The organism is Sphingobacteriaceae bacterium (assembly GCA_016715905.1).
GTDB lineage: Bacteria > Bacteroidota > Bacteroidia > B-17B0 > Aurantibacillaceae > Aurantibacillus.
On record JADJXI010000007.1, the window covers coordinates 273,744 to 295,649 of the forward strand.

20 protein-coding genes are annotated in these 21,906 nt (G+C 30.0%); all 20 read left to right on the forward strand.

The genetic code is table 11. From position 1 onward, the window contains the following. Positions 1-54: 54 nt before the first annotated feature. Positions 55-1,395, forward strand: coding sequence for an oligosaccharide flippase family protein (locus IPM51_11485; protein MBK9284918.1), 1,341 nt, complete (start codon positions 55-57; stop codon positions 1,393-1,395). Further along, positions 1,370-2,326, forward strand: coding sequence for an NAD(P)-dependent oxidoreductase (locus IPM51_11490; GenBank protein MBK9284919.1), 957 nt, complete (start codon positions 1,370-1,372; stop codon positions 2,324-2,326). The genes IPM51_11485 and IPM51_11490 overlap by 26 nt, the downstream gene beginning before the upstream one ends. Continuing rightward, a complete protein-coding gene (locus IPM51_11495; GenBank protein ID MBK9284920.1) occupies positions 2,310-3,239 on the forward strand; it encodes an NAD(P)-dependent oxidoreductase in 930 nt (309 codons plus the stop codon). The genes IPM51_11490 and IPM51_11495 overlap by 17 nt, the downstream gene beginning before the upstream one ends. Beyond that, positions 3,236-4,276, forward strand: a complete 1,041-nt coding sequence (locus IPM51_11500) for an alkene reductase (protein ID MBK9284921.1) — start codon at positions 3,236-3,238, stop codon at positions 4,274-4,276. The genes IPM51_11495 and IPM51_11500 overlap by 4 nt, the downstream gene beginning before the upstream one ends. A gap of 1 nt (position 4,277) precedes the next feature. After that, positions 4,278-5,288 carry a glycosyltransferase family 2 protein gene (locus IPM51_11505; protein MBK9284922.1) on the forward strand — a complete coding sequence of 337 codons (1,011 nt, stop codon included), beginning with the start codon at positions 4,278-4,280 and terminating at the stop codon, positions 5,286-5,288. Next, on the forward strand, positions 5,281-6,006 hold the full coding sequence (locus IPM51_11510) for an FkbM family methyltransferase (GenBank protein ID MBK9284923.1): 726 nt from the start codon (positions 5,281-5,283) through the stop codon (positions 6,004-6,006). The genes IPM51_11505 and IPM51_11510 overlap by 8 nt, the downstream gene beginning before the upstream one ends. After that, entirely contained in the window at positions 6,003-7,292 is a 1,290-nt protein-coding gene (locus tag IPM51_11515) for an O-antigen ligase family protein (GenBank protein ID MBK9284924.1), read from the forward strand. Before IPM51_11510 ends, IPM51_11515 begins: the two co-directional genes overlap by 4 nt. After that, positions 7,282-8,079 (forward strand): methyltransferase domain-containing protein, encoded by a 798-nt coding sequence (locus IPM51_11520; protein MBK9284925.1) that lies wholly within the window; start codon positions 7,282-7,284, stop codon positions 8,077-8,079. Before IPM51_11515 ends, IPM51_11520 begins: the two co-directional genes overlap by 11 nt. Next, on the forward strand, positions 8,080-8,952 hold the full coding sequence (locus tag IPM51_11525; GenBank protein MBK9284926.1) for a glycosyltransferase family 2 protein: 873 nt from the start codon (positions 8,080-8,082) through the stop codon (positions 8,950-8,952). Between the two features lie 4 nt (positions 8,953-8,956). Then, complete coding sequence (gene asnB / locus IPM51_11530) at positions 8,957-10,804, forward strand: asparagine synthase (glutamine-hydrolyzing) (protein ID MBK9284927.1); 1,848 nt, start codon at positions 8,957-8,959, stop codon at positions 10,802-10,804. Positions 10,805-10,812: 8 nt separating this feature from the next. Continuing rightward, the gene (locus IPM51_11535) at positions 10,813-11,700 is read left to right on the forward strand and encodes a glycosyltransferase family 2 protein (protein ID MBK9284928.1); all 888 of its coding nucleotides are present in this window, start codon (positions 10,813-10,815) and stop codon (positions 11,698-11,700) included. Next, positions 11,690-12,835 carry a glycosyltransferase gene (locus IPM51_11540; GenBank protein ID MBK9284929.1) on the forward strand — a complete coding sequence of 382 codons (1,146 nt, stop codon included), beginning with the start codon at positions 11,690-11,692 and terminating at the stop codon, positions 12,833-12,835. Before IPM51_11535 ends, IPM51_11540 begins: the two co-directional genes overlap by 11 nt. Then, on the forward strand, positions 12,807-13,832 hold the full coding sequence (locus IPM51_11545; protein ID MBK9284930.1) for a glycosyltransferase family 2 protein: 1,026 nt from the start codon (positions 12,807-12,809) through the stop codon (positions 13,830-13,832). Before IPM51_11540 ends, IPM51_11545 begins: the two co-directional genes overlap by 29 nt. Before the next feature lie 3 nt (positions 13,833-13,835). Next, entirely contained in the window at positions 13,836-14,573 is a 738-nt protein-coding gene (locus IPM51_11550) for an FkbM family methyltransferase (protein MBK9284931.1), read from the forward strand. A gap of 1 nt (position 14,574) precedes the next feature. After that, the gene (locus IPM51_11555; protein MBK9284932.1) at positions 14,575-15,327 is read left to right on the forward strand and encodes a WecB/TagA/CpsF family glycosyltransferase; all 753 of its coding nucleotides are present in this window, start codon (positions 14,575-14,577) and stop codon (positions 15,325-15,327) included. Positions 15,328-15,329: 2 nt separating this feature from the next. Next, entirely contained in the window at positions 15,330-17,342 is a 2,013-nt protein-coding gene (locus IPM51_11560) for a hypothetical protein (GenBank protein MBK9284933.1), read from the forward strand. Then, positions 17,339-17,725, forward strand: coding sequence for a VanZ family protein (locus tag IPM51_11565; GenBank protein ID MBK9284934.1), 387 nt, complete (start codon positions 17,339-17,341; stop codon positions 17,723-17,725). Before IPM51_11560 ends, IPM51_11565 begins: the two co-directional genes overlap by 4 nt. Further along, positions 17,718-18,749 carry a sugar transferase gene (locus IPM51_11570; protein ID MBK9284935.1) on the forward strand — a complete coding sequence of 344 codons (1,032 nt, stop codon included), beginning with the start codon at positions 17,718-17,720 and terminating at the stop codon, positions 18,747-18,749. The genes IPM51_11565 and IPM51_11570 overlap by 8 nt, the downstream gene beginning before the upstream one ends. A gap of 139 nt (positions 18,750-18,888) precedes the next feature. Then, positions 18,889-19,623 (forward strand): polysaccharide biosynthesis/export family protein, encoded by a 735-nt coding sequence (locus IPM51_11575; protein MBK9284936.1) that lies wholly within the window; start codon positions 18,889-18,891, stop codon positions 19,621-19,623. Beyond that, positions 19,624-21,906 (forward strand): polysaccharide biosynthesis tyrosine autokinase (locus IPM51_11580; GenBank protein ID MBK9284937.1); only part of this gene is annotated, 2,283 nt, incomplete at its 3' end.

Sequence of the window (21,906 nt, forward strand, 5' to 3'; positions counted from 1 at the left end):
TAAGACAAAAGAGCTTTTTAGCCAAGGGCATTTATTAATTAAAAATCGAATTAATTGAATAAATCATTGTCCTTAAAACTTTCCAAACGAACCTCAAAGGCCTTCTTAAACATACTTGGTTTATTTGGTTTGAAAGGAATTAATGTATTAATCAGCTTTCTTCTAGTGCCAATAACTTTAGGGTATTTAGACCCCGTACGATACGGATTATGGATAACATTAAGTGGAATTTTTAATTGGTTTAGCTTATTTGATATAGGACTTGGAAATGGTTTAAGATTTAAACTTGCAGAATCATTGGCTAATGAAAATAAAACACAAGCAAAAATATACATTAGTACTACTTATGCTGCTCTATCCATAATATTTGGAATATTATTTATTTTATTCACCATTGCAAATCAATACATCGAATGGCACTCAATACTCAATACCTCCATAAGTATGGAGGAAGAATTAAAAATGCTTGCTCAATTTGTATTTCTTTTTTTCTGTATAAGATTTGTAACGCAGCTCATTTCTGTAATCGCCTTAGCTAATCAAGAGCCTGCATTTGCGCAATTCTTAGATGTAATTGGAAGGATTATAGCAGTATTCGGAATTTATTTACTTACAAAATATAAAAAAGAAAGTTTACTTTATATGGGTATTATTTTAACAGCATTACCTGTACTTACAACTTTAATTGCAAGTTTCATTTCATTTAAAAGTAAATATAAAAATATTCAACCGGGTTTTAAGTTTATACGATTTATAGAAATTAAAAAAATCCTAAACCTCGGTATTAAATATTTTATAATTCAAATTGCGGCTATCATATTTTATCAAACCAATAATCTAATTATTACACAAATCGTTGGGCCTGAAGCTGTAACCGACTACAGTATAGCTTTTCAATTGTTTAGCATAATAACAATTATTTTCTTAACTATTCTTACACCGTATTGGAGTGCTTTTACAGATGCTTTCACTCGAAATGATTTTGACTGGATTAAAAAAGTGATGAGAAATTTGAAATTAATTTGGGGAATTATGTTACTATTAACTGTTATACTATATTTTGCCTCAGATTTTATAATAAAAATTTGGATTGGAAAAGAAGTTAACATTAACAAAGAACTTTATTTAACAATGGCCATTTACATTATTGTAAATGCATTGAATGCTATTTATAGTTATTTTTTAAATGGTGTTGGCCGTTTAAACTTACAATTGTATTCATCTGTAATTTTTGCAATAGTACATATTCCACTTGCACTTTACTTTGGTAAGCAATTTGGCGTTAACGGTATTATGTTTTCAACAATATTTTTTGCATTAATTCAAATAATTATATTTCATATACAATATAATATGATTATTACTAAAGTTGATAAAGGCATTTGGTCAAAATAATTTCACACTTAATAAAATACCATTGCAAACAAAAAAAATAAAAACAATTTTAATAACAGGCATTAACGGTTTTTTAGGCAGCCACATTGCTGAAACCTTGAGTGATAAATATCAAATTATTGGGCTAATAAGGAGCAAATCTAATTTGCATAAGATAAATTCATTTAAGGAGAAATTGATACTTTATAACGTTGACGAAATAGCCTTAGAAATTCCTTTTCTGGAAAATGAAATAGATTTGATTATCCATACGGCTACATCATATTCATCTGATGACACTATTTCAATTCTGGATTCAAATCTAATTTTTCCTCTAAAATTATTACGTCTAGCATTAAAAAATAAAGTTAGCGTATTCATCAATACTGATACGTTTTATACATTAGATTATGGGGTAATGCAGGATTATGTAATTTCAAAAAAACAATTCTTACAATGGGCTAAATATTACAGCGAAAAGATTAAAATAGTTAATCTTATTATTGGCATTATCTTTGGCCCCAATGACCATAATGGTAAATTTACCCCTTCAATAATAAAACGACTTTTAAGAAATGAAAATGAACTGGACTTAAGCCCTGGTGAACAAAAAAGGAATTTTCTTTTTATTAGAGAGGCGGCGGAGATTTATGAAATTATCGTTGAAAAAACAAATGAAATTCCTTATGGATTTAATAGTTTTAACATTGGAACAGGGGTATCAACAAGTATAAAAGATTATATTGACTTAATACACAAATTAACAAACTCAACTACCAAACTAAATTATGGTAAATTAGAATATAGACAGAATGAAATTATGAATCCTGATTTTCAAATAAATGAAATTAATTCCTTAGGCTGGAGGTCAACCATAAGTCTTGAACAAGCATTGAGAATAACTATTGAACACTTAAAGGGAAAAGAGTATGAACATGAATCAAATAACTGAACTTTTACTTCCCTTAAAAGGTAAAAGTATTCTCATTACTGGAAGCGGTGGTATGTTAGGTATAGCTTTTCAAGAAATGATTCATAAATACTGCGTTGATACTACAGTTTTTGCTTACAAGAAATCACAATTAGACGTTACATGTAGGAAATCCGTTTTATCTTGTGAAAAATTAAAACCGGATTCAATTATTCATTGTGCTGCAATAGTAAACGCAGATTACTGTGAAGTTGAACAAGATTTTGCAAAAAAAGTCATTGTTGGGGGGACACAAAATATTATTGAACTGGCTAATAAATGTAATTCAAAAATAATTTATCCTCAATCTTTCCTGATTTTTGACGGTAAAGTTACGCCAATTAATGAAGATACTAAACCAAACCCACTTTCTGCATATGGTAGATTTAAATTGGAAGCTGAAATACTGATAAGAGAGCAAGTAAATGATTCTATTGTAATTAGAATGGCAGGGTTTTTCGGGGGCCGAAAAGTTGATAAGAATTTTGTCGGGAAAATTATTCCGGAAATTTCAAAATACATCAAAGAAGGTAAAAGTACGATTTCAATTGGAGACAGAATTTGGCAACCAACATTTACAAATGATTTAGCGTTAAATTCGCTAGTGTTACTTGCTCAAAATAAAAATGGAGTCTATGGAATGGCTTCACATGGAAAAGCATCGTTTTACGAACTAACAAGTATAATAATTAATAAACTCGAAATTGAAGATAAAATAAAATTGACTTTTACAAAAACAGAAAGTCTTGGCCTAAATGAAAAAGCAATTCGACCTGACATTGCAATCATTAGCAATGAACGTCTTATAAATGAAAATATGGAATTTCAACGCTGTTGGAAGGAGGCCTTAACGGAATATATTAATGACCCTTATTTTAAAAACTTATTTGTATGAATACAATATTAGACAACTATCATTCTCCTTTTCTTGGACAATTAAAAAACAGAATAGTAATGTCAGCAATGACAAGAGGATTTGCCAGCGAAAAACACTTATGCACTCATGATATTTTGGAGTATTATGAACGACGTGCCAAAGATGGAATTGGCTTAATAATAACTGAAGGAATTATTATTCATCCATCAGCAGACGGTTACAATCGAGTCCCCCATTTATATACGAATGAACAAGCTAAAGAATGGAAAAAAGTAACAGATGCTGTGCACAACCATAACACGAAAATTTTCGCACAACTATGGCATTGTGGTAGAATTTCACACTCAGATTTCACAAATGGAGAAACCATAGTAAGCTCTACCAACAAACCAGCAGAAGGAATAAATAGACAAAACAATAAACCATTCGGTACACCAAGAGCACTTAAAACGGATGAGATTCCAATGATTTACGATATGTTTATGAATTCTGCAGATAAAGCATTTGACGCAGGTTTTGATGGAGTTGAAATTCATATGGGACATGGATATTTAATTGATCAATTTCTAGATTCAAGAATTAATGATAGAAATGATAAATATGGAGGAAGTATTGAAAACAGATGTCGTATTGCTCTTGAATTAACAGAACAGCTTCTAAAGAAATTCGGGCCTAATAAAATATTATTAAGACTTTCGCCTTCAAGAATGATGGGTGGCTTATACGAATGGCCGGAACTTGATGATATGATTAACTATTTATTCTCAGAACTAGAAAAGTTAGGCCTAAGATTAATAGATATAAGTTGTGCCAATGCTGACTATCATCAAACATCCGGCAAATCAATAAGGAAAATTAGAAAGTTATGGAAACACACTATTATTGGAGGAGCATCTTTGAGTGTTGCATCTGCGAATTCAGAAATAAGAGACGGTTACTTAGATTTGGTGACTTGGGGGAGAGCGATTCTGGCAAATCCTGATTTTGTAACGAAATTAAAAGAATTAAAACCACTCCAGACAATGACTGATGAAATGAGAACAATATTATATTAATTTGAAACTCGAATACAATCTCCCTTTACTATCTATTGCAATTCCGACATGGAATCGGGCTAAAATTTTAAAATTGGCTTTAAACAATTTATTGCCACAAATTTTACCCTTTAAAGATAAGATACAATTTATCATCTCTGATAACGGCTCAACTGATGAAACAGCTCAAGTCATAGAAGAGAATAAAAGAAATTATTCAGAAATTAATTTTATTCATTTTAAACATCTCACGAATACAGGGTATTATGGTAATTTTACCAAATGTAGAGAATTAGCAAACGGAAAATATTTTTGGTTACTATCTGATAATGATTATGTTGTTGACGGTATAGTAAGAGAAGTTGTTAATAGGCTAATTAGTGACCATCCAACTTTCGTTTTTTTGTCTGATTGGGGTGAATACGTCAAAGAAGAAAAATTTAAATACATTCATTTTCACAAACCTATGTCAATTAACGAGGCGCTTGTGAAATACAATTACAAATTAACTTTAACGAGTGCAGTTATATTCCTAAATTTCAAACAGCATGATTCAAATTACTTAGAAGAATTTAGAGGGAATGCTTTTATTGGTTATATTTTTTTCATGACTAGTTTAATTAATAAAGGTAATGCAATTATTATTTACGGCAAAGGATTACTCACAAACTATGCCGATATTAGTTTCAATGTGTTCTACGCGTTTTCGGTAGAATTAAAAAAATGTTTAAAATATGCTGTTGGCAAAAAACTAATATCAAAAGCAATTGAGAATTCCGTGATTAACAATTCAATAAAAGATTTAACAGCAAATCATTACATAGCGTACAGGTTAAATGGAAAAATTTTTGGAGAAGGTGTAACTGATAAAGACCAAATTGAAAGCCTATTAAAACAAGGATTCGAAGAATATGAAAATTATAAAAAAGTGTTACAACCGTTATTTCGATTATCAAAGAATGGATTGAAAATAATTTATTATAAAAAGAAAATAATAAAAAAAATTACAAAAAGAATTATATCTAATGCGTAAATTATATACCATAAACAAATTGCTTAATCCCTTTGGTGTAGAGTTAAAAAAATACAATCTCAACAATAACGAATTATTGAGAAGGTCCAATTTTTTTAAAGAAAAAAAGATTGATTTAATCATTGATGTTGGCGCCAATGTTGGGTCTTTTGGAGACGAAGCAAGAAAAGGTGGTTACCGTGGGAAAATTTGTTCTTTTGAACCTATAAAAGTATTATATGAAAAATTAGAGAAAAAATCTTCTTTAGACTGTAATTGGGAATCCTTTAATTTTGCATTAGGTGATAATAAAAGAAATACAATTATTAATATTTCAAAAAACTTGCATAGTAATTCAATACTTGGAATGTTAGATTTGCACAAAAATACTCAACCCACATCTTCATATATAAATCAAGAAAACATTGAGGTGGAAATGCTTGATAATATTTTTGAGCGAATAAATAGAAATAATAGCAATATTTATTTAAAAATTGATACACAAGGTTATGAGTCCTTTGTTTTAGAGGGGGCCAAAAAATCCTTGAGTAAAATTAATTTTATACAACTAGAGATGTCGTTAAAGCCACTTTATGATGGACAATTATTATTTCACGATCTTTATTCCATGTTAATAAAAGAAGATTACAAATTATATAATGTTGAGCGTGGTTTTACAAATGAATCAAATGGGGAATTAATGCAATTAGATGGCATATTCGTTCGAGAAGAAAGTTGAACACAACATTAAATTATAGTAAAAATCAGCTAATAAATACAAGATTAGCAACGAAACTATCTAATAAAAATGAGAAAATTGGACTTTTTTTGGTTTTTATGTTACTTGCTGTATCCGGAATAGAATACTTTTATAGATCTCAATATTATATAATTGTCGCATTTATAATTTCCGGATTCTTTTTCATTAAAGCTAACCTAAAATTCGAATCTTCTCTCACTCTAATTATTGCAATTTTTTTAATAGTTGAATCGTTTCAATATGCAACTTTTGGAGGTTTTAATTTATGGACATTTTCAGGGTCTTATATTCGTCTTCTCCTCGCTTATTTTGTAGTTCAAATTACCGGCAAAAATTTCCCAAAACTATATGTAAAAGTCCTTTACTTTTTCTCCATAGTATCTCTTTTATTTTACTCTGTGTCTTTTTTGCCCGGGATGAGTGTGTTTTATAAAAACATACTTGGGAATTTGGTTCCGCCAATTTTCAAAGCGGAAGGAGACTTCTATTTACCAATCCCTAATATTGTGATATTTAACTTTGAAGATTCTTTATTTATAGATTCACGTAACCCCGGTCCATTTTGGGAGCCTGGAGCATTTGCAGTATTTTTAATTATTGCGTTACTTTTTAATCAAATTGAAGAAAAAAAATTATTAAAGAAAAAAAATATTGTTTTTACTATTTGTCTCATAACAACATTTTCAACAGCAGGCTATTTAGCATTTTTTATTTTCTTAATATTTTTGAACTATGACCTAATTAAGAGAAATGTTTTATATTCGTTTTTATTATTTGGCTTAATTACTTCTACGTTATTTTTATATGAACATATACCATTTTTAAAAGAAAAAATTGAAAATAATATAGATATAGCAGATGAATCAACTTCTTCTCGTTTTGGGAGTGCACAAGCTGATTTAGTTTACTTCAGTAAAAGTCCGTTTTTTGGTATGGGAAGAGCTGGTGCTAAAAACAACTTTAAAGATGATTTTACTCATGATGACCATCGTAATAATGGAATTTTCGTGCTACTAGCAAACTATGGCTTACCATTTACACTTTTCTACATTTTCTTTATTTATTTCACTTTTTTGAAAATTGGAAAGTTATGTGGTTTTTCTTCTGCTTATTCAATTTTTTCAATCTTAATTATTCTCATTCTTGCCTTTTCTCAAGCCCTCTTTCTAAAGCCAATTTTTAATGCCTTCTTATTTTTACCGGAAGTATTTAACAGATATTTGAATGCTAAGGCTAACATGCCAATAAAAATAAATGGGAATTAAAGAAATAATATTAAAATCATACAGACTCTTTAAAAAAACGTTTAAGAAAATTAAATCAATTGAGTATTTATTCTATTTAGGTAATAACTACTCTTGTCCTGTATGCGTTATCAAATTAAAAAAATTTAAAACTTATGGGGGTAGTTATTCAATTAAGGGGCAAAATATAGATCACACAACTCCTAATTATTCATGCCCAAAATGCGGAAGTGGAATACGTCATCGATTAATCATGGCATTTTTAAAGCAAAATCATGATAAATTGCTTTCAGGAAGAAGAAAAATTTTACATTTCGCACCAGAAAAATATATTACCAATTTTTTTAATCACTATAGCAATATTGAATATATTCAAGCTGATATTGATCCTACCAAATTTAAAAATGCAATTAAACAGGATATTACAAACATTACTTTGCCTTTAAATAGTATAGATGGGATAATATGTATACATGTATTAGAACACATTTATGAAGATTTAATAGCTATTCAACAATTAAATAAAGTTTTAAAGCCGGGAGGATGGTTGCTGTTGGTATTACCCATTTACGGGGATGTTACCTTTGAAATTCCAAATTTAACTGCTAAAGAACGTGAGGTACAATACGGAATTGATGAGCATATGCGATTGAACGGTTTAGACATTACCCGAAAATTAGAAGATGAAGGATTCGAAGTAACCGTAATTTCAACAGAAAATATTGTTGGTGATTATTTTGATAAAAAAATAAAAACACCACATTCTGAAAGCGATAAATATCTTTTTTATTGCACAAAAGTAAAATAGGTGATAAAAATTTCAGTCGTTATACCAACTTTTAATCGAAGAGAACACTTAAAACAACTTTTAATTCAACTTAATGAAATTTCCGGTCAAAATTATTGTTTAGAAATTATCGTTGTAGTTGACGGTTCTACTGATGGGACTCTTGAACTGCTTAAAAAAGAATTTGATTTTGTCCATATTGTTGAAGGTGATGGAAATTGGTGGTATACTAAAAGTATGAATGAGGGATTTAATTATTCTAAACGGTTTAACTCAAAGTACACACTATTATTAAATGATGATGTTATACTCGGTTTAAACTATATTGAAAATATTGTGAAAGCAGCTGAATCAAAAAATGATTCCATCGTCTCTTCCATCTGCTTCTCTCACGAAACTCCCCATTTGTTATTTGATGCCGGAGTGAAAGAAATAAAGTGGTGGCGATTTAAATTCATTAAGTATCTAAAGCAATTAGGCACGGCTAATCCAAAAGATTATACAGGACTTTATCCAACCTTGGCCATTACCGGAAGAGGGACATTAATTCCTACAAATTTACTTTTCACTCTTAATTTATATGATGAAGGCTTTAAACAATATGGCTCTGATATTGAATTAGGATTTAGGGCAAGTGCAAATAGCATAAAAATGTTTGTGAGTTGGGACGCACAAATATTCAGCATAGTAAATACCACCGGAAAAGGAGCTTCATTTATCAAATCATCATTTTTTGATTTTATTAAAAGTCAATTTAATCCATACAGCATGAATTATTTACCAGATTCATTTCGGATAGCCTGGCGTTATGGTATAAAATTACTTTTCCCTTTAACCTGCAGTATTATTTTGCTTGGAAATTTAAAGGCTTACTGCTTTAATAAAAAGTATTAAATAAATGTGTGGACTAAGCGGGTTTATTGTTTGTGATAATTCAACTATTTCTTTAGATGAATTGCAAATCATGAATAGAACAATGATTAACAGAGGCCCGGACGCGGAAGGTTACTATTATATGAATGGCAAACTTGGTTTGGCATCGAGAAGACTAAAAATTAAAGACCTTAGCGATGGAGCCAATATGCCATTATCCAATGAAGATAATTCTGTTCAAGTAGTTTTTAATGGGGCAATTTATAACTTCAATGAGTTACGGCAAATATTAATACGAGATGGACATCACTTTAAAACAAGCGGTGACACAGAAGTTATTGTTCATTCATATGAAAAGTGGGGTATTGATTGTTTTAGCAAATTTAATGGGATGTTTGCCATAGCAATTTGGGACAGTAAATTAGAAAAAATTATTTTAGCCCGAGATCGAGTTGGAATTAAACCCCTCTATTATTATTACAACAATGGTAATATGGCTTTTGCTTCTGAATTAAAACCCTTGTTAAAATTTCCACTATTTAGAAAAGAAATTAATGTGGAATCGGTTTACACTTACATTTCACTTCACAATATACCTGCCCCTAAAACAATCTTTACTAATACCTTTAAATTAGAACCCGGAACTATTTTAGAATACCACAAAGGGGCATTCAAAATAAGCAGCTATTGGGATTTACTAAATGTTAATATTCAAAACAAACAATTAAAGTCAACCCATGAATATTTAGATGAAATTGATAATTTATTAACTGAATCCGTACGGCAAATGCTAATTGCTGACGTTCCCGTTGGAACATTTCTTAGCGGAGGCATTGATTCTTCTCTTATTGTGTCTATTATGTCCAAAATTTCACCAACTAAGGTAAATTCTTTTACCATTGGGTTTGACGATAAAAAGGTGAACGAAGCGGCACATGCCAAAAGTATAGCTGAACATTTAGGTTTGAATCATCACACGCTTTATCTTGAACAAAAAGATATTAGTGATACCATCTCTACGGTTGCTGAACATTATGATGAACCATTTGGGGACCTCTCACTTTTACCTACATTGTTACTTGCGAAATTCGCTAAAAAAGATATTACGGTAGCGCTTTCCGGCGATGGTGCAGATGAATTTTTTGCCGGGTATCCCCGCTTTATTAAAATTGGGAAAATGTACAGTAAGGAAAAGTGGTTAAGTTTAAATTCAATCTCATTACTATCTAAAATGTCTGCGCGATTCTTGACCGGCAAGTACAAAAAGATGGCCCAGGTGTTCGAATCCAAAGTTCTGGAAAAATCTTATACCTATATGATGGGGCATATTTCGGAGTTTGATTTAAGAAAAATAAGTATTGACAAACTACTTGGTTATGCGAGTGAAGTATCTAAATACAAACAAAATAAAATGGATTCGCTTGATTATACCTATTATCTTCTATCCAAACTTTATTTACCCGAAACTGTACTTAATAAAACAGACCGAGCAACCATGGCTAGTTCTCTCGAAGCAAGGGTTCCCTTTTTAGATCATCGATTAATTGAATATGCAGGAACAATACCCGTTAATGAAAAAATAAAAAATGGTCAGAATAAATTCTTATTAAGACAATTACTCAATAGATATATCCCAAAGTATTTAACCGACCGACCCAAAAAAGGATTTGATGTACCAATGGACTGGAATCAAAAAGATTTAAAAGAACTTGCCTTACACTATTTTTCCAAAGAAAAGATTGATAAAGAAGGATATTTCGATTCAAAAGAAATTAAAAAATTGTTAGATGAACATTGGTCCGGCAAAATGAATCATGGTCATAGATTATGGGTCTTACTAAGTTTTGAACTTTGGAATGAAAAATATAATTAACTGAACTAGTGAAAAAAATTGTAGTACTAATACCAACTTATAATAGAAAAGAACAGTTGATTCAGCTTTTGAAACAACTATTGGTAAAAGGATACTATGGTCAATATACTTTTGAGATTGTGGTGGTAGTTGACGGTTCACAAGACGGAACTTTGGAAACTTTAGAAAAAGAATTTAAACAAATACACGTTGTTAAAGGTAATGGCAATTGGTGGTATACCAAAAGCATGAATGAAGGTTTCAAATACGCAGATAAATTAAATCCGCATTTTGTATTAACGCTAAATGATGATATTAAACTTGAATCCGATTACTTGCAAAAGATGATTAAAGCTATTCATCAATCCCCTTCAAATAGTATCATTGGTTCGGTTTCACTTACTGAAAATAATCCACACAAATTATTATTTTCAGGTATAAAAAAAATAAAATGGTGGAGGATGAAACTTGTGAGATACCATGAACTTTTCGAGCAAATTGATATAAAACAACAAGCTGGAATTTATAAATCAATAGCATTACCCGGACGTGGAACCTTGATACCTTTTTCAATTATAAAAGAACTTAAAATGTTCGATGCGCAATTTTTACAATATCACTCAGACTATGATTTTTGCCTAAGGGCTCGTAAAAAAGGATATTGTACCGTAATTTCATGGGAGGCTATAAATTATAGTTACGCTGCCCAAACCTCTGCTTCCACTTCTTACTTGAAAAGTTCTCTTAATTCATTTATAAAAAGCTTTTTTCAACGAAATTCCAGAATCTTTATTCTAGACCATATTCGTTTCATAAGTAGGCATGGTAACAAAATATTAATTCCCATTACATTCTTGATATTCATTTTAGCTTCCTTTAAAGCTCATTTTTTTAATAAAAAATTAAATGAAATTTAATTCTGTTTTTATTCACCAACAAATCATTCCAGAATATAGAATCCCCATTTTTAATGCAATTTTAGAAGGATGCAAACAATGTTACATCATTTATGGAAATTCTAAAAAAGGAAGTTCGCTTAAAAATGGTAAAATTCCATCTAATAAAAATTATATTAAAAAAACAAATTGGATACTCCCCGGTAAACGAAACTATTTTATCACAAGTTTTTATTTAATGCTAATTAAATTTAAACCTAAAATAATCATTACTCAATATAGTCCGGGCAATTTGAATATTTTTATTCTTTACTTACTCCGTCCAATCTTTAAATTTAAACTCATCGGCTGGTACCATGGTTGGAATAGGGAAAAGGGCTTTCGTCCTTCAGGATCCTTTGATGATAAACTTAGACACTTCATGCTTAAGAAGGCTGATGGCATTATTTTGTATTCCAATGAGGCCAAAGAAGTCCTAAAAAATTACAAAGAAGAAGAAAAAATATTTGTCGCTAATAACACGCTTGACACTAATCATTTTGAGAAATTAAGAACCAGCTTTGAATTAATCGGACGAGCAAGTCTTAAGAATGAGATAAATTTCACAAGCAGATATAACTTAATTTTTTCGGGTCGACTGGAAGAATCAAAAAAACCTATGCAAATGCTTGAAGTTTTTGCGATAATTTCAACAAAATGCCCAGACGTAATGTTACATATCATTGGAAGTGGACCATTAGAAACTCCAATGAAAGAATATGTAAAAAAAGAAAAATTAGAAAGAATAAAGTTTTATGGAAGTATTTATAACGATGAGATAACCGGCAAGATGATCTATTGTTCAGATATGATGATTATTCCCAGGTGGGTAGGTTTATCAATCATTCATTCATTTGCCTTTGAATGTCCGCTCCTAACATTTGAAAGTACTTATCACCCTCCTGAAATTTGTTATCTTAAAAATGAGATTAATGGCTTTATTTTAGGAAATCATAAAAGCGAAGAAATAGCAAATACCTTATACAATTACTTAATTGATTCTAACAAGCATGTTAATTTTAAAAAAGCGGCTTTAGAAGTTGTCAAAACAGAAGCAAAAGTTGATAATATGGTAAATGGAGTGTTAAATGCCATTAATTACTTCTCAGAAAAATAATATGATTGCTAACTCACCAAACATATTATTGAGCATTACTATTCCAACTTGGAATAGATCAAAAACACTAGAAAAATCATTATCAATTTTACTACCACAGGTATTGGAATTTAAGGATATTATTGAAATAATAATATCTGACAATCATTCATCAGATGACACAGCTAAAGTCATTAATTCTTCCATAGAAAAATACCAATCTATAAATTTTATCACGTATTTTCAAAAAGAAAATACGGGCTTTTTTGGAAATTTCAAAAAATGTAAAGAATTAGCAAACGGCCAATTTGTTTGGATACTTTCGGATGATGATTTTATTCAAGATGGGGTAATTCAAGAAATAATACAAATCCTTAAAATTGACCAAGCAGATTTAGGTATACTTTATTTAGATAATAATGAACGACAAGAAAAAGGCAAGTTTATTAAGAATAGAAGTATAAAAATCAATTCTCTCTTCAAGCAATACCATTACAACTTAACTTTAGCTTCATCGGTAATTTTTTATAATAAAAAAGATAACGACAATGTCATTTATAATGTGTTTAAAGGTTCCAATTTAATTGGTTATGCTTTATTGGTGGATGTTATTCGCTATAAAAAAAGTGGTACAGTACTAACAGGATATCTTATGCAATGCAGAATGGCAAGTATCTCCGGATATAACATTTTTGACGCATTTGTTTTTGATCTATCTAAAATTCTAAAATATATGCTGGAAATAGGATACGAAAAAGATGTTGTTAGTCATATCAACAATGCAGTATTAAAACACATTTTAGTAAAACGTTACTTCTTTCTGAAAGCGAAAGGAAAAATGGATTCAGGTTTACAAACTTATCCATTAAAAAAAGTAGAAAAAATACTCAAAGAACAATTTGGAGAATTGCCCGCTTACAAATTTAAAATTATTCCCATCAAATACACTCCGCAAATATTGATTAAAATTAGTTTTCCAATAATTGAAAAACTACGCAATTTAATCAGAAGTAAATAAATTATGTTTGTTAATAAATTATTCAAAAGCATCAAAAATCCTAAAAAAGCATTAAAGTTTATAAAATTTATGCTTGAACATAATTTCAGAAAAAAAAGAGGGACACTTTTAATAATCGGCCTAGAAAGCGATGGAATATTTAGTTTAATTTATAAGGGATACGAGAGATGTTATTGCTTTGAAGCCAACCCTGAAAGATTTAAAAAACTTGAAAAAAAATACTCAAAATATTCACATATAAAACTTTATAACGTGGCCGTTGCGCAGTATAATGGTGAAATCACCTTTAACATTAGCAATAATAATAATGGCGCATCCTCTTCTATTGGAAAATTTAAAGAAGAGTGGACGGAAAAATATCTTGATGAACCCATTAAAATGATTAAATCAATCACCGTCCCATGCATAAACCTTTATGATTTTTGTGTCAATAATAATGTCAGTTATATAGATGATTATATCAGTGATATACAAGGTATGGATCTCGAAGTGCTAAAAACAATGAAACCCATGCTTGATAAAAAACAAATAGGCACAATAATGTCGGAAGTAACTAAAGATGGGAAGGAAAACATATACGCTGATTTACCATCTAATGCCTTAAGTGATTTCAATTTATTATTATCCCCTAATTACAAACTAGTATCTCAAGGATGGGGAGTATTAAAAGATGGTGAATTTGAAAAAATTCCCGAAGATGCCTGGGAAATGGATTGTAAATGGAAGGTTCAAGTAAATTAATATGAAAGGAAAGGTCCTCTTTTTAAACGTTGGCTTTAACCCCACTAATTATGAAGAAACTGTTGATTTTCTAATGCATAAAAATAATAGAAAAGGATATGTTTGTTTTCCTGATCTATATAATGTGCTTCGTGCAAATGAAACACTGGAGCTGATGAAAATTTACAATGCGAGCACTTTAACATTACCGGATGGAAAACCATCGCAGTACTTTATTAAAAAAAAGGGGTATCAAAATATGACAACTATTAGCGGTTATTGGTTATGCCAAAAATTGCTGAACACCAATCTTTCTCATTTTTTTTACGGCACAACTGATAATAATATTAAATTAATGGAAGAAAAAATAAAGAAAATGTTTCCAAAAGCCAATATCATTGGTTTTAAGTCACCTCCATTAGTCCAAATTGATGAATTATTAAATCATAATCAACTTTCTAAAGAAATAAAAGAAATTCAGGATTTAAACCCGGACATCATATGGATAGGCATTGGTAGTCCAAAACAAGATTATTTAATGCATTATTATTCAAATCAAAAAGAAGGTACCATCATGATTGGAGTAGGTGCCGTGTTCGACTATTTTGCAGAAACCGCTCATATGGGTCCTGAATTTTTAAAAAAAATTGGGTTGCGGTGGTTATATCAATTGTTTGTTCAACCAAAAAGATATACATCAAGGCTTTTTTACATATTAATCAAATTACCGAAATATATGATAAAATCGGTAACTACTAAAAAGGAAGTAAAATAAATATGTGCGGAATATTTGGATTAATAGTTAAAGAAAATACAAAAATTGACACAAAGCACATTCAATTGATTTTAGAAAAAATTGCTAAGCTATCAATTGCTCGCGGAAAAGATTCTTCCGGTATTTGCTTTAAAAATAACTATTCCAATACAATAGACATTATTAAAGGTGATATTCCGGTTTACAATCTTTTAAAATCTCAAGAGTATTTAAAATTGATAAGTAAATCGCTAAAAGAATATACTTCCGGTTCAGCGTTTCAGGCTATTGGTCATGCAAGGTTAGTAACAAACGGATCACAATTGCTTGAACAAAACAATCAGCCGATTTTGAAAGGTAATATTATTGGAATACATAACGGAATTATAGTAAATGATAAGGAATTATGGAATGAAAACAAAAAGATAAAACGTGAATATGAAATAGACACTGAAGTACTTTTGGCGCTGATTGAATATAATTTATTAATTAATAACTCTTTAATTGAATCCATTTGTAGCGCAACAAACAAAATGGAAGGCACCGTTTCAACCGCATTAATGTTTCTTAATCGACCTGAAATAGTCTTAATAACCAATAATGGCTCTCTGTATTATATCCACAACTCAAACTATTTCATTTTCGCATCAGAAGAATATTTTCTTAAACAATTATGTAAACATGCTAAATTAAATGATTCGATTAAACATTTAGATGCGAATCAGGGAATAGTTGTAAACCCTGAAAAATTAACGTATGAATATTTCGAATTAAATAAAAAAATTAAAACAACATTAGAAAATAAATTACATTCCGAATACTCAGTTTCCAAAATAAATCTAAAAGGCCAATTTGATAAAGAGGTGGTTATTGATCCAACTATTTTTATCAATAAAAATAAAGAATCGCATTTATTACAATACTTAGAAAATAATGAATTAAAGATTAAAAAACTTAAGCGCTGTACAAAATGCATCCTACCGGAAACATTTCCATATATTGAATATGACACAAATGGGATTTGCAATTATTGCAATAATTACAAGTCAAAAGTCCAAATTCAATCTTTTGATAAATTAAAGGAGTTAATACTGCCCTATAAAAGTAAAACCGGCGAAGCTGATTGCATTGTCCCCTTCAGTGGAGGCAGAGATAGCACCTATTCATTGCATATCATCAAAAAAGAATTAGGCTTGAATCCAATTGCTTTTACATACGATTGGGGAATGGTAACTGATTTAGCAAGAAGAAACATAGCAAGAGTTTGTGGCAAATTAGGAGTTGAAAATATTATTGTTTCTGCAAATATTAATTGGAAACGAGATAATATTAGAAAAAATATCATAGCGTGGCTAAAAAAACCTCAATTGGGGATGATACCTTTGTTTATGGCTGGTGATAAATACTTTTTTTATTATTGCGCCCGAGTTAAAAAACAAACTGGAATTAAATTGAACATTTGGGGTATAAATCATTTAGAAAACACCAACTTCAAAATAGGTTTTGCAAATGTGCCACCTACTTACAATAAGAAAAGAATTTATTCAATAAGCGGTTTAAAACAACTTAAACTTTTTGGCTATGTGGGTAAAAATATGCTGCTTAATCCGGCTTACATAAATCAATCCGTTTTAGATACATTGGGTTCATTTGCAGTGAGGTACTGGTCACCCAAAACGCATTACTTTCATTTATTTGATTTTTATAAATGGGATGAAATTGAACTAAATAAAATAATTAAAGAAGAATACAAATGGGAAACTGCAATTGACACCAAGTCAACGTGGAGAATTGGAGACGGAACAGCAAGCTTTTACAATTACGTATATAACACCGTGGCAGGATTCACTGAAAATGACACCTTTCGAAGTAACCAAATTAGAGAAGGACTTATAACACGAGAGGAAGCCTTGACAAAAATTTATGAAGAAAACTACGTGAGATATGAAACACTAAGATGGTATTTAGAAATACTGAATTTAGATTTCAGAGAAGTAATAACTGTGATTAATGATATTGAAAAATTATATAAGTGATTAAACCCAAATTACTTCCTATAGTTATATACTTAAGTTTTATACTTATTTTATACATTTCGCCTAACAATGTTTTTTCTATAATTAACAATAGTAATATTTTAGGCTTAAGAATTGACTATATATTACATGTTATTTTTTTAATACCTCTGCCATTATTGATTTATAAATATACCGCGCTTAAATCATCCCAGGTTATTGTAATAACTTTACTAATTTCGTTTTCAATCGAGTTTATCCACATTTTATTGCCTTATCGATCATTTAATAAATTAGATGTATTGGCGAATTTATTCGGTAGTCTTTTTGGAATTATAGTTCATATAATTTTTTTAGTGGCAACTAAAAAAACAAAACCCTACTTTATTAACTTTAATGAATGAGTTTGTTATAGAAACTTGTGGAGAAGAGGCATATTTATTATTCATTAAATATGTGAATATTGATTCGGGAAATACCTTATTATTATCAACTTCAACAATATTCAACATTCAAAAGGCCACACCAAATATTACTGCAATAATAAATATACAAAGAGTAAACGACTTCAGGTATATAAATAAAATGTTTGAAGCAGTTAACTTAAAATTAAACAACGAAAATATTTATATTGGTTGCTTTGAAACATTTTCTGCTAGAAGAAAAAGAAAGCCAATCAATAAAATACCCATAATTAGCCTATTTTATTTCGGGATGGAATATATTTTCTTGCGTGTTTTTCCGAAAATTTGGGGATTAAAAAAAATTTACTTTTTCATTACCCGAGGCAAGAACAGACTTCTTTCAAAGGCGGAAGTGTTAGGCAGGTTAGTTAGTTGTGGCTTTGAGATTATAGAATATGTAAATATTAAAGGATATACCTATTTTGTTGTAAAAAAAATAAAATCAACGGAATTTAATATGAAGCCTAGTTATGGCCCGGTTTTTAAGATGTCCCGTGTTGGAAAACATGGTAAAATAATTGGTGTTTATAAAGTACGCACAATGTATGCCTTCGCTGAATATTTACAAAAATATATTTATGAAAAAAATGGCTCAACCAATGGTGATAAGGCAAATGATGACTTTCGGGTTTCCACTTTTGGAAAATTTATTCGCAAATGTTGGATTGATGAAGTTCCAATGTTAATAAATTTGATTAAGGGTGAAATTAAATTGATAGGTCCCAGGCCCTTAAGTGTACCCAAATTCAATATGTACCCTAAATATGCCCAAGAAAAAAGATGTCAATTTAAACCTGGCTTGATACCACCATTTTATTATGATTTACCTAATTCGTTTGATGATTTAGTAAAGTCAGAGATGAAATACTTAAGTGAATACGAAAAACATCCTTTTCGAACCGATTTCAAATACTTTTTTATGGCAATTTATAATATTATATTTAAAGGAGCGCGCAGCAAATAAATATATTTCAAATGCAATTATTCCATGTATTAAATTTGTATTTATCACTTAAAATAACTACCTTTATCCACCTAATTTTTAATTACTTAGCCTGAATTATTATTTACATATAAATCGATTAAAATTAGTTATTGTTCTATTGATTTTATTTAGTTCTTGTCGAAATAAAAAAGAACTTATTTATTTTCAAGGTAGTCTTTCAAATAATGAAACAAACAAAAATTATTCACCCATACTCAAATCTGATGACCTATTGTCTATAATAGTATTTGGATTAGACGAACAGTCCGTGAAGCCATTTAATTTACCTCTAACTACTTTAAATCAAAATATTGGTGGCTACGCACAAGGTGCTCCAACAGCACCGGGATATTTAATTGATGAAACGGGTAATATTGATTTTCCGATAGTAGGGAAAATTAAAGTGGGTGGATTATCAAGAAGTATGGCAATTGAACTAATCAAAAGCCAGCTTAAGCCATATTTAAACAACCCTACGGTTTTAATTAAAATTTTGAATTATAAAGTTACTGTTCTCGGTGAAGTGAAAAATCCAGGCACCTTTACCATTCCCAATGAAAGAATTACTATTCCTGAGGCATTAGGTATAGCCGGAGATCTTCAAATTACAGGAATTAGAAAAAACGTAATGGTAATAAGAGATAATGAAGGGGTTAAAACTGAGTTTATTGTTGACCTTACTAATAAAAATATTTTTTCATCACCGGTATATTATTTGCAGCAAAATGACATTGTATATGTAGAACCGAATAGGGCTAAAATTAATTCTTCTGTAATAAATCCGGCTAACGTTAGCTTAATAATTTCAATTATTTCTCTTTTTGTTACAATTGCAGTTTTATTTACAAAATAAATGGAGTTAGAACAGTATAACTATTCAGTTGAAGAAGTTCAGGAAAACAATTTAAAAGATATTTTAATAAAATATTTATTTAATTGGAAGTGGTTTCTATTGAGCTTAATATTAGGTTTCACTTTAGGTTTTATCTATTTAAGATACCATACTCCTCAATACGAAGTAAATGCAACAATACTTATTAAAGATGATAAAAAAGGCGGAATGAGTGATGAACTTTCAGCTTTTGAAGATTTAGGTATTCTAAAGAATAATAAGAACATTGATAATGAAATAGAAATATTAAAATCCCGTTCCTTAATGACCCGTGTTGTTAAAGAATTAAATTTAAATGTTGCTTACTATTCATTTGGTCGCCCAATTGAACATGAGAGATATAATGACACACCAATTAAAGTGAGTTATACCTGCTCAGATTCAATTAAAACTGAACCTACCGGAAACTGGGTTCTGATACCTGAATCTATAAATTCTTTCATTCTTAAAAATGGTGACAATAATGAAGTAATCGGTACTTATAATTTTAATGAAGAAGTCAAAACTCAATTTGGAAAGCTAATATTTTCTACCACAAATTGGTTTACAAATGATTACCTCAATTTAAGTTTCAGAGTTGTAATTTCTAAAATTGATGAAGTAGTTAATAATTATTTAGGCTCAATTAAAGTTAATCCGGTTAATAAGACTTCAAATGCAATCACTATTTCATTACGTGATGCGATTGCAGAAAAGGCAGCAGATATAGTTGATAATCTTATAAAACAACACAATTTGGACGCTATATCGGACAAAAATCAGGTAAGTCAAAACACTGCTAATTTCATCAATGAAAGAATTCGTTTTATCACCTCAGAATTATCTGAAGTTGAAGGTGAGGCAGAAGATTTCAAAATGAAAAATAGGTTAACAGATGTTGAATCTGAAGCTAAGCTTTTTTTACAAACAGGAAGCAATAGCGAAATGAATTTAGTTGAAGCCTCAACGCAGGTTAAAATAGCAGAATATGTTAATGATTATATTTCAAAACATGATTCACCAAGTGACTTAATTCCTTCAAATTTAGGCCTGAATGATGGCGGATTATCACTTCAAATTAATGATTATAATAAACTTGTATTAGAAAGAAAAAGATTAATTGTCAATTCTGGAGAGCGTAACCCTTTAATAGAGAATTTAGATGCACAAATCAAAGAATTAAAAATGTCAATTAAAGTAAGTTTATCTAATTTATTAAATACACTGCAAATAAAGGCTAAGGAAATTTCCAAAAAAGAAAATGAAATTAACGCAAAAATCAGTACAGTCCCTAAATATGAAAGGGAGTATAGAACCATACAAAGACAACAACAAATTAAAGAATCATTGTATTTGTATTTATTACAAAAAAGAGAGGAAACAAATATAGCATTAGCGGTGACCGTTGCCAATGCTAAAATTATTGATAAAGCCTATAGCAACGGAGAAATGGTTGCTCCAAATAAAAAAGTAATATATTTATCTTCATTTTTACTTGGTTTAATACTTCCAATTATTGTTTTGTATGTTATTGAGTTGTTAGACACAAAAGTTTATGGCAAAAAAGATACAGATAAAGCTAAATTGCCCTATTTGGGAGATATTCCACAATCCAATTCCAAAAACAAATTGGTGGTGGTGGAAAATGACCGCTCCAATATTGCGGAAGGATTTAGATTACTAAGAACCAATGTGGAATTTATTACCGGTAATTTAAAAAATCAAAGCAAATGTATTTTCGTTACTTCTACTGTTGGTAAGGAAGGAAAATCGTTCATTGCCTTAAACCTGGCGGCTTCTTTTGCCCTGTCGGGAAAAAAAGTGTTATTGATTGGTACAGATTTACGAGCGCCCAAAATATTAAACTATCTGAATTTAGCAGATAGAAAAGGAGTAACCAATTACGTAGCTGAAGGGGATTTAAAACCGGAAGAGTTGATTTTTAAAATGCAAAATTTCAACACCTTTGATGTTTTACCTTCGGGCCCTATTCCACCCAATCCGGCTGAATTATTGATGAATTCAAAAATGAAGGAATTGTTTGATTATGCCAAGGCCAATTATGAATATGTGATTGTGGATACTGCACCGGTAGGTTTAGTGGCGGATACTTTATTAATTTCAGAATATGCTGATGCTACCGTGTTTGTGGCCAGAGCCGGAGTTTTAGATAAACGCTTATTGCGCATTGCAGAATCATTAAATAAGGAAAAACGTTTACCGAATATGGCCTGTTTAATAAACGGTTCAAATTACCGCAAGGGA

What these genes read in the sequence shown, in the direction of transcription:
- IPM51_11495 (MBK9284920.1), top strand. Translation starts at nt 2,310, where the DNA reads ATGAATCAAATAACTGAACTTTTACTTCCCTTAAAAGGTAAAAGTATT.
- IPM51_11500 (MBK9284921.1), top strand. Translation starts at nt 3,236, where the DNA reads ATGAATACAATATTAGACAACTATCATTCTCCTTTTCTTGGACAATTA.
- IPM51_11510 (MBK9284923.1), top strand. Translation starts at nt 5,281, where the DNA reads ATGCGTAAATTATATACCATAAACAAATTGCTTAATCCCTTTGGTGTA.
- IPM51_11520 (MBK9284925.1), top strand. Translation starts at nt 7,282, where the DNA reads ATGGGAATTAAAGAAATAATATTAAAATCATACAGACTCTTTAAAAAA.
- asnB (MBK9284927.1), top strand. Translation starts at nt 8,957, where the DNA reads ATGTGTGGACTAAGCGGGTTTATTGTTTGTGATAATTCAACTATTTCT.
- IPM51_11540 (MBK9284929.1), top strand. Translation starts at nt 11,690, where the DNA reads ATGAAATTTAATTCTGTTTTTATTCACCAACAAATCATTCCAGAATAT.
- IPM51_11545 (MBK9284930.1), top strand. Translation starts at nt 12,807, where the DNA reads ATGCCATTAATTACTTCTCAGAAAAATAATATGATTGCTAACTCACCA.
- IPM51_11550 (MBK9284931.1), top strand. Translation starts at nt 13,836, where the DNA reads ATGTTTGTTAATAAATTATTCAAAAGCATCAAAAATCCTAAAAAAGCA.
- IPM51_11555 (MBK9284932.1), top strand. Translation starts at nt 14,575, where the DNA reads ATGAAAGGAAAGGTCCTCTTTTTAAACGTTGGCTTTAACCCCACTAAT.
- IPM51_11560 (MBK9284933.1), top strand. Translation starts at nt 15,330, where the DNA reads ATGTGCGGAATATTTGGATTAATAGTTAAAGAAAATACAAAAATTGAC.
- IPM51_11570 (MBK9284935.1), top strand. Translation starts at nt 17,718, where the DNA reads ATGAATGAGTTTGTTATAGAAACTTGTGGAGAAGAGGCATATTTATTA.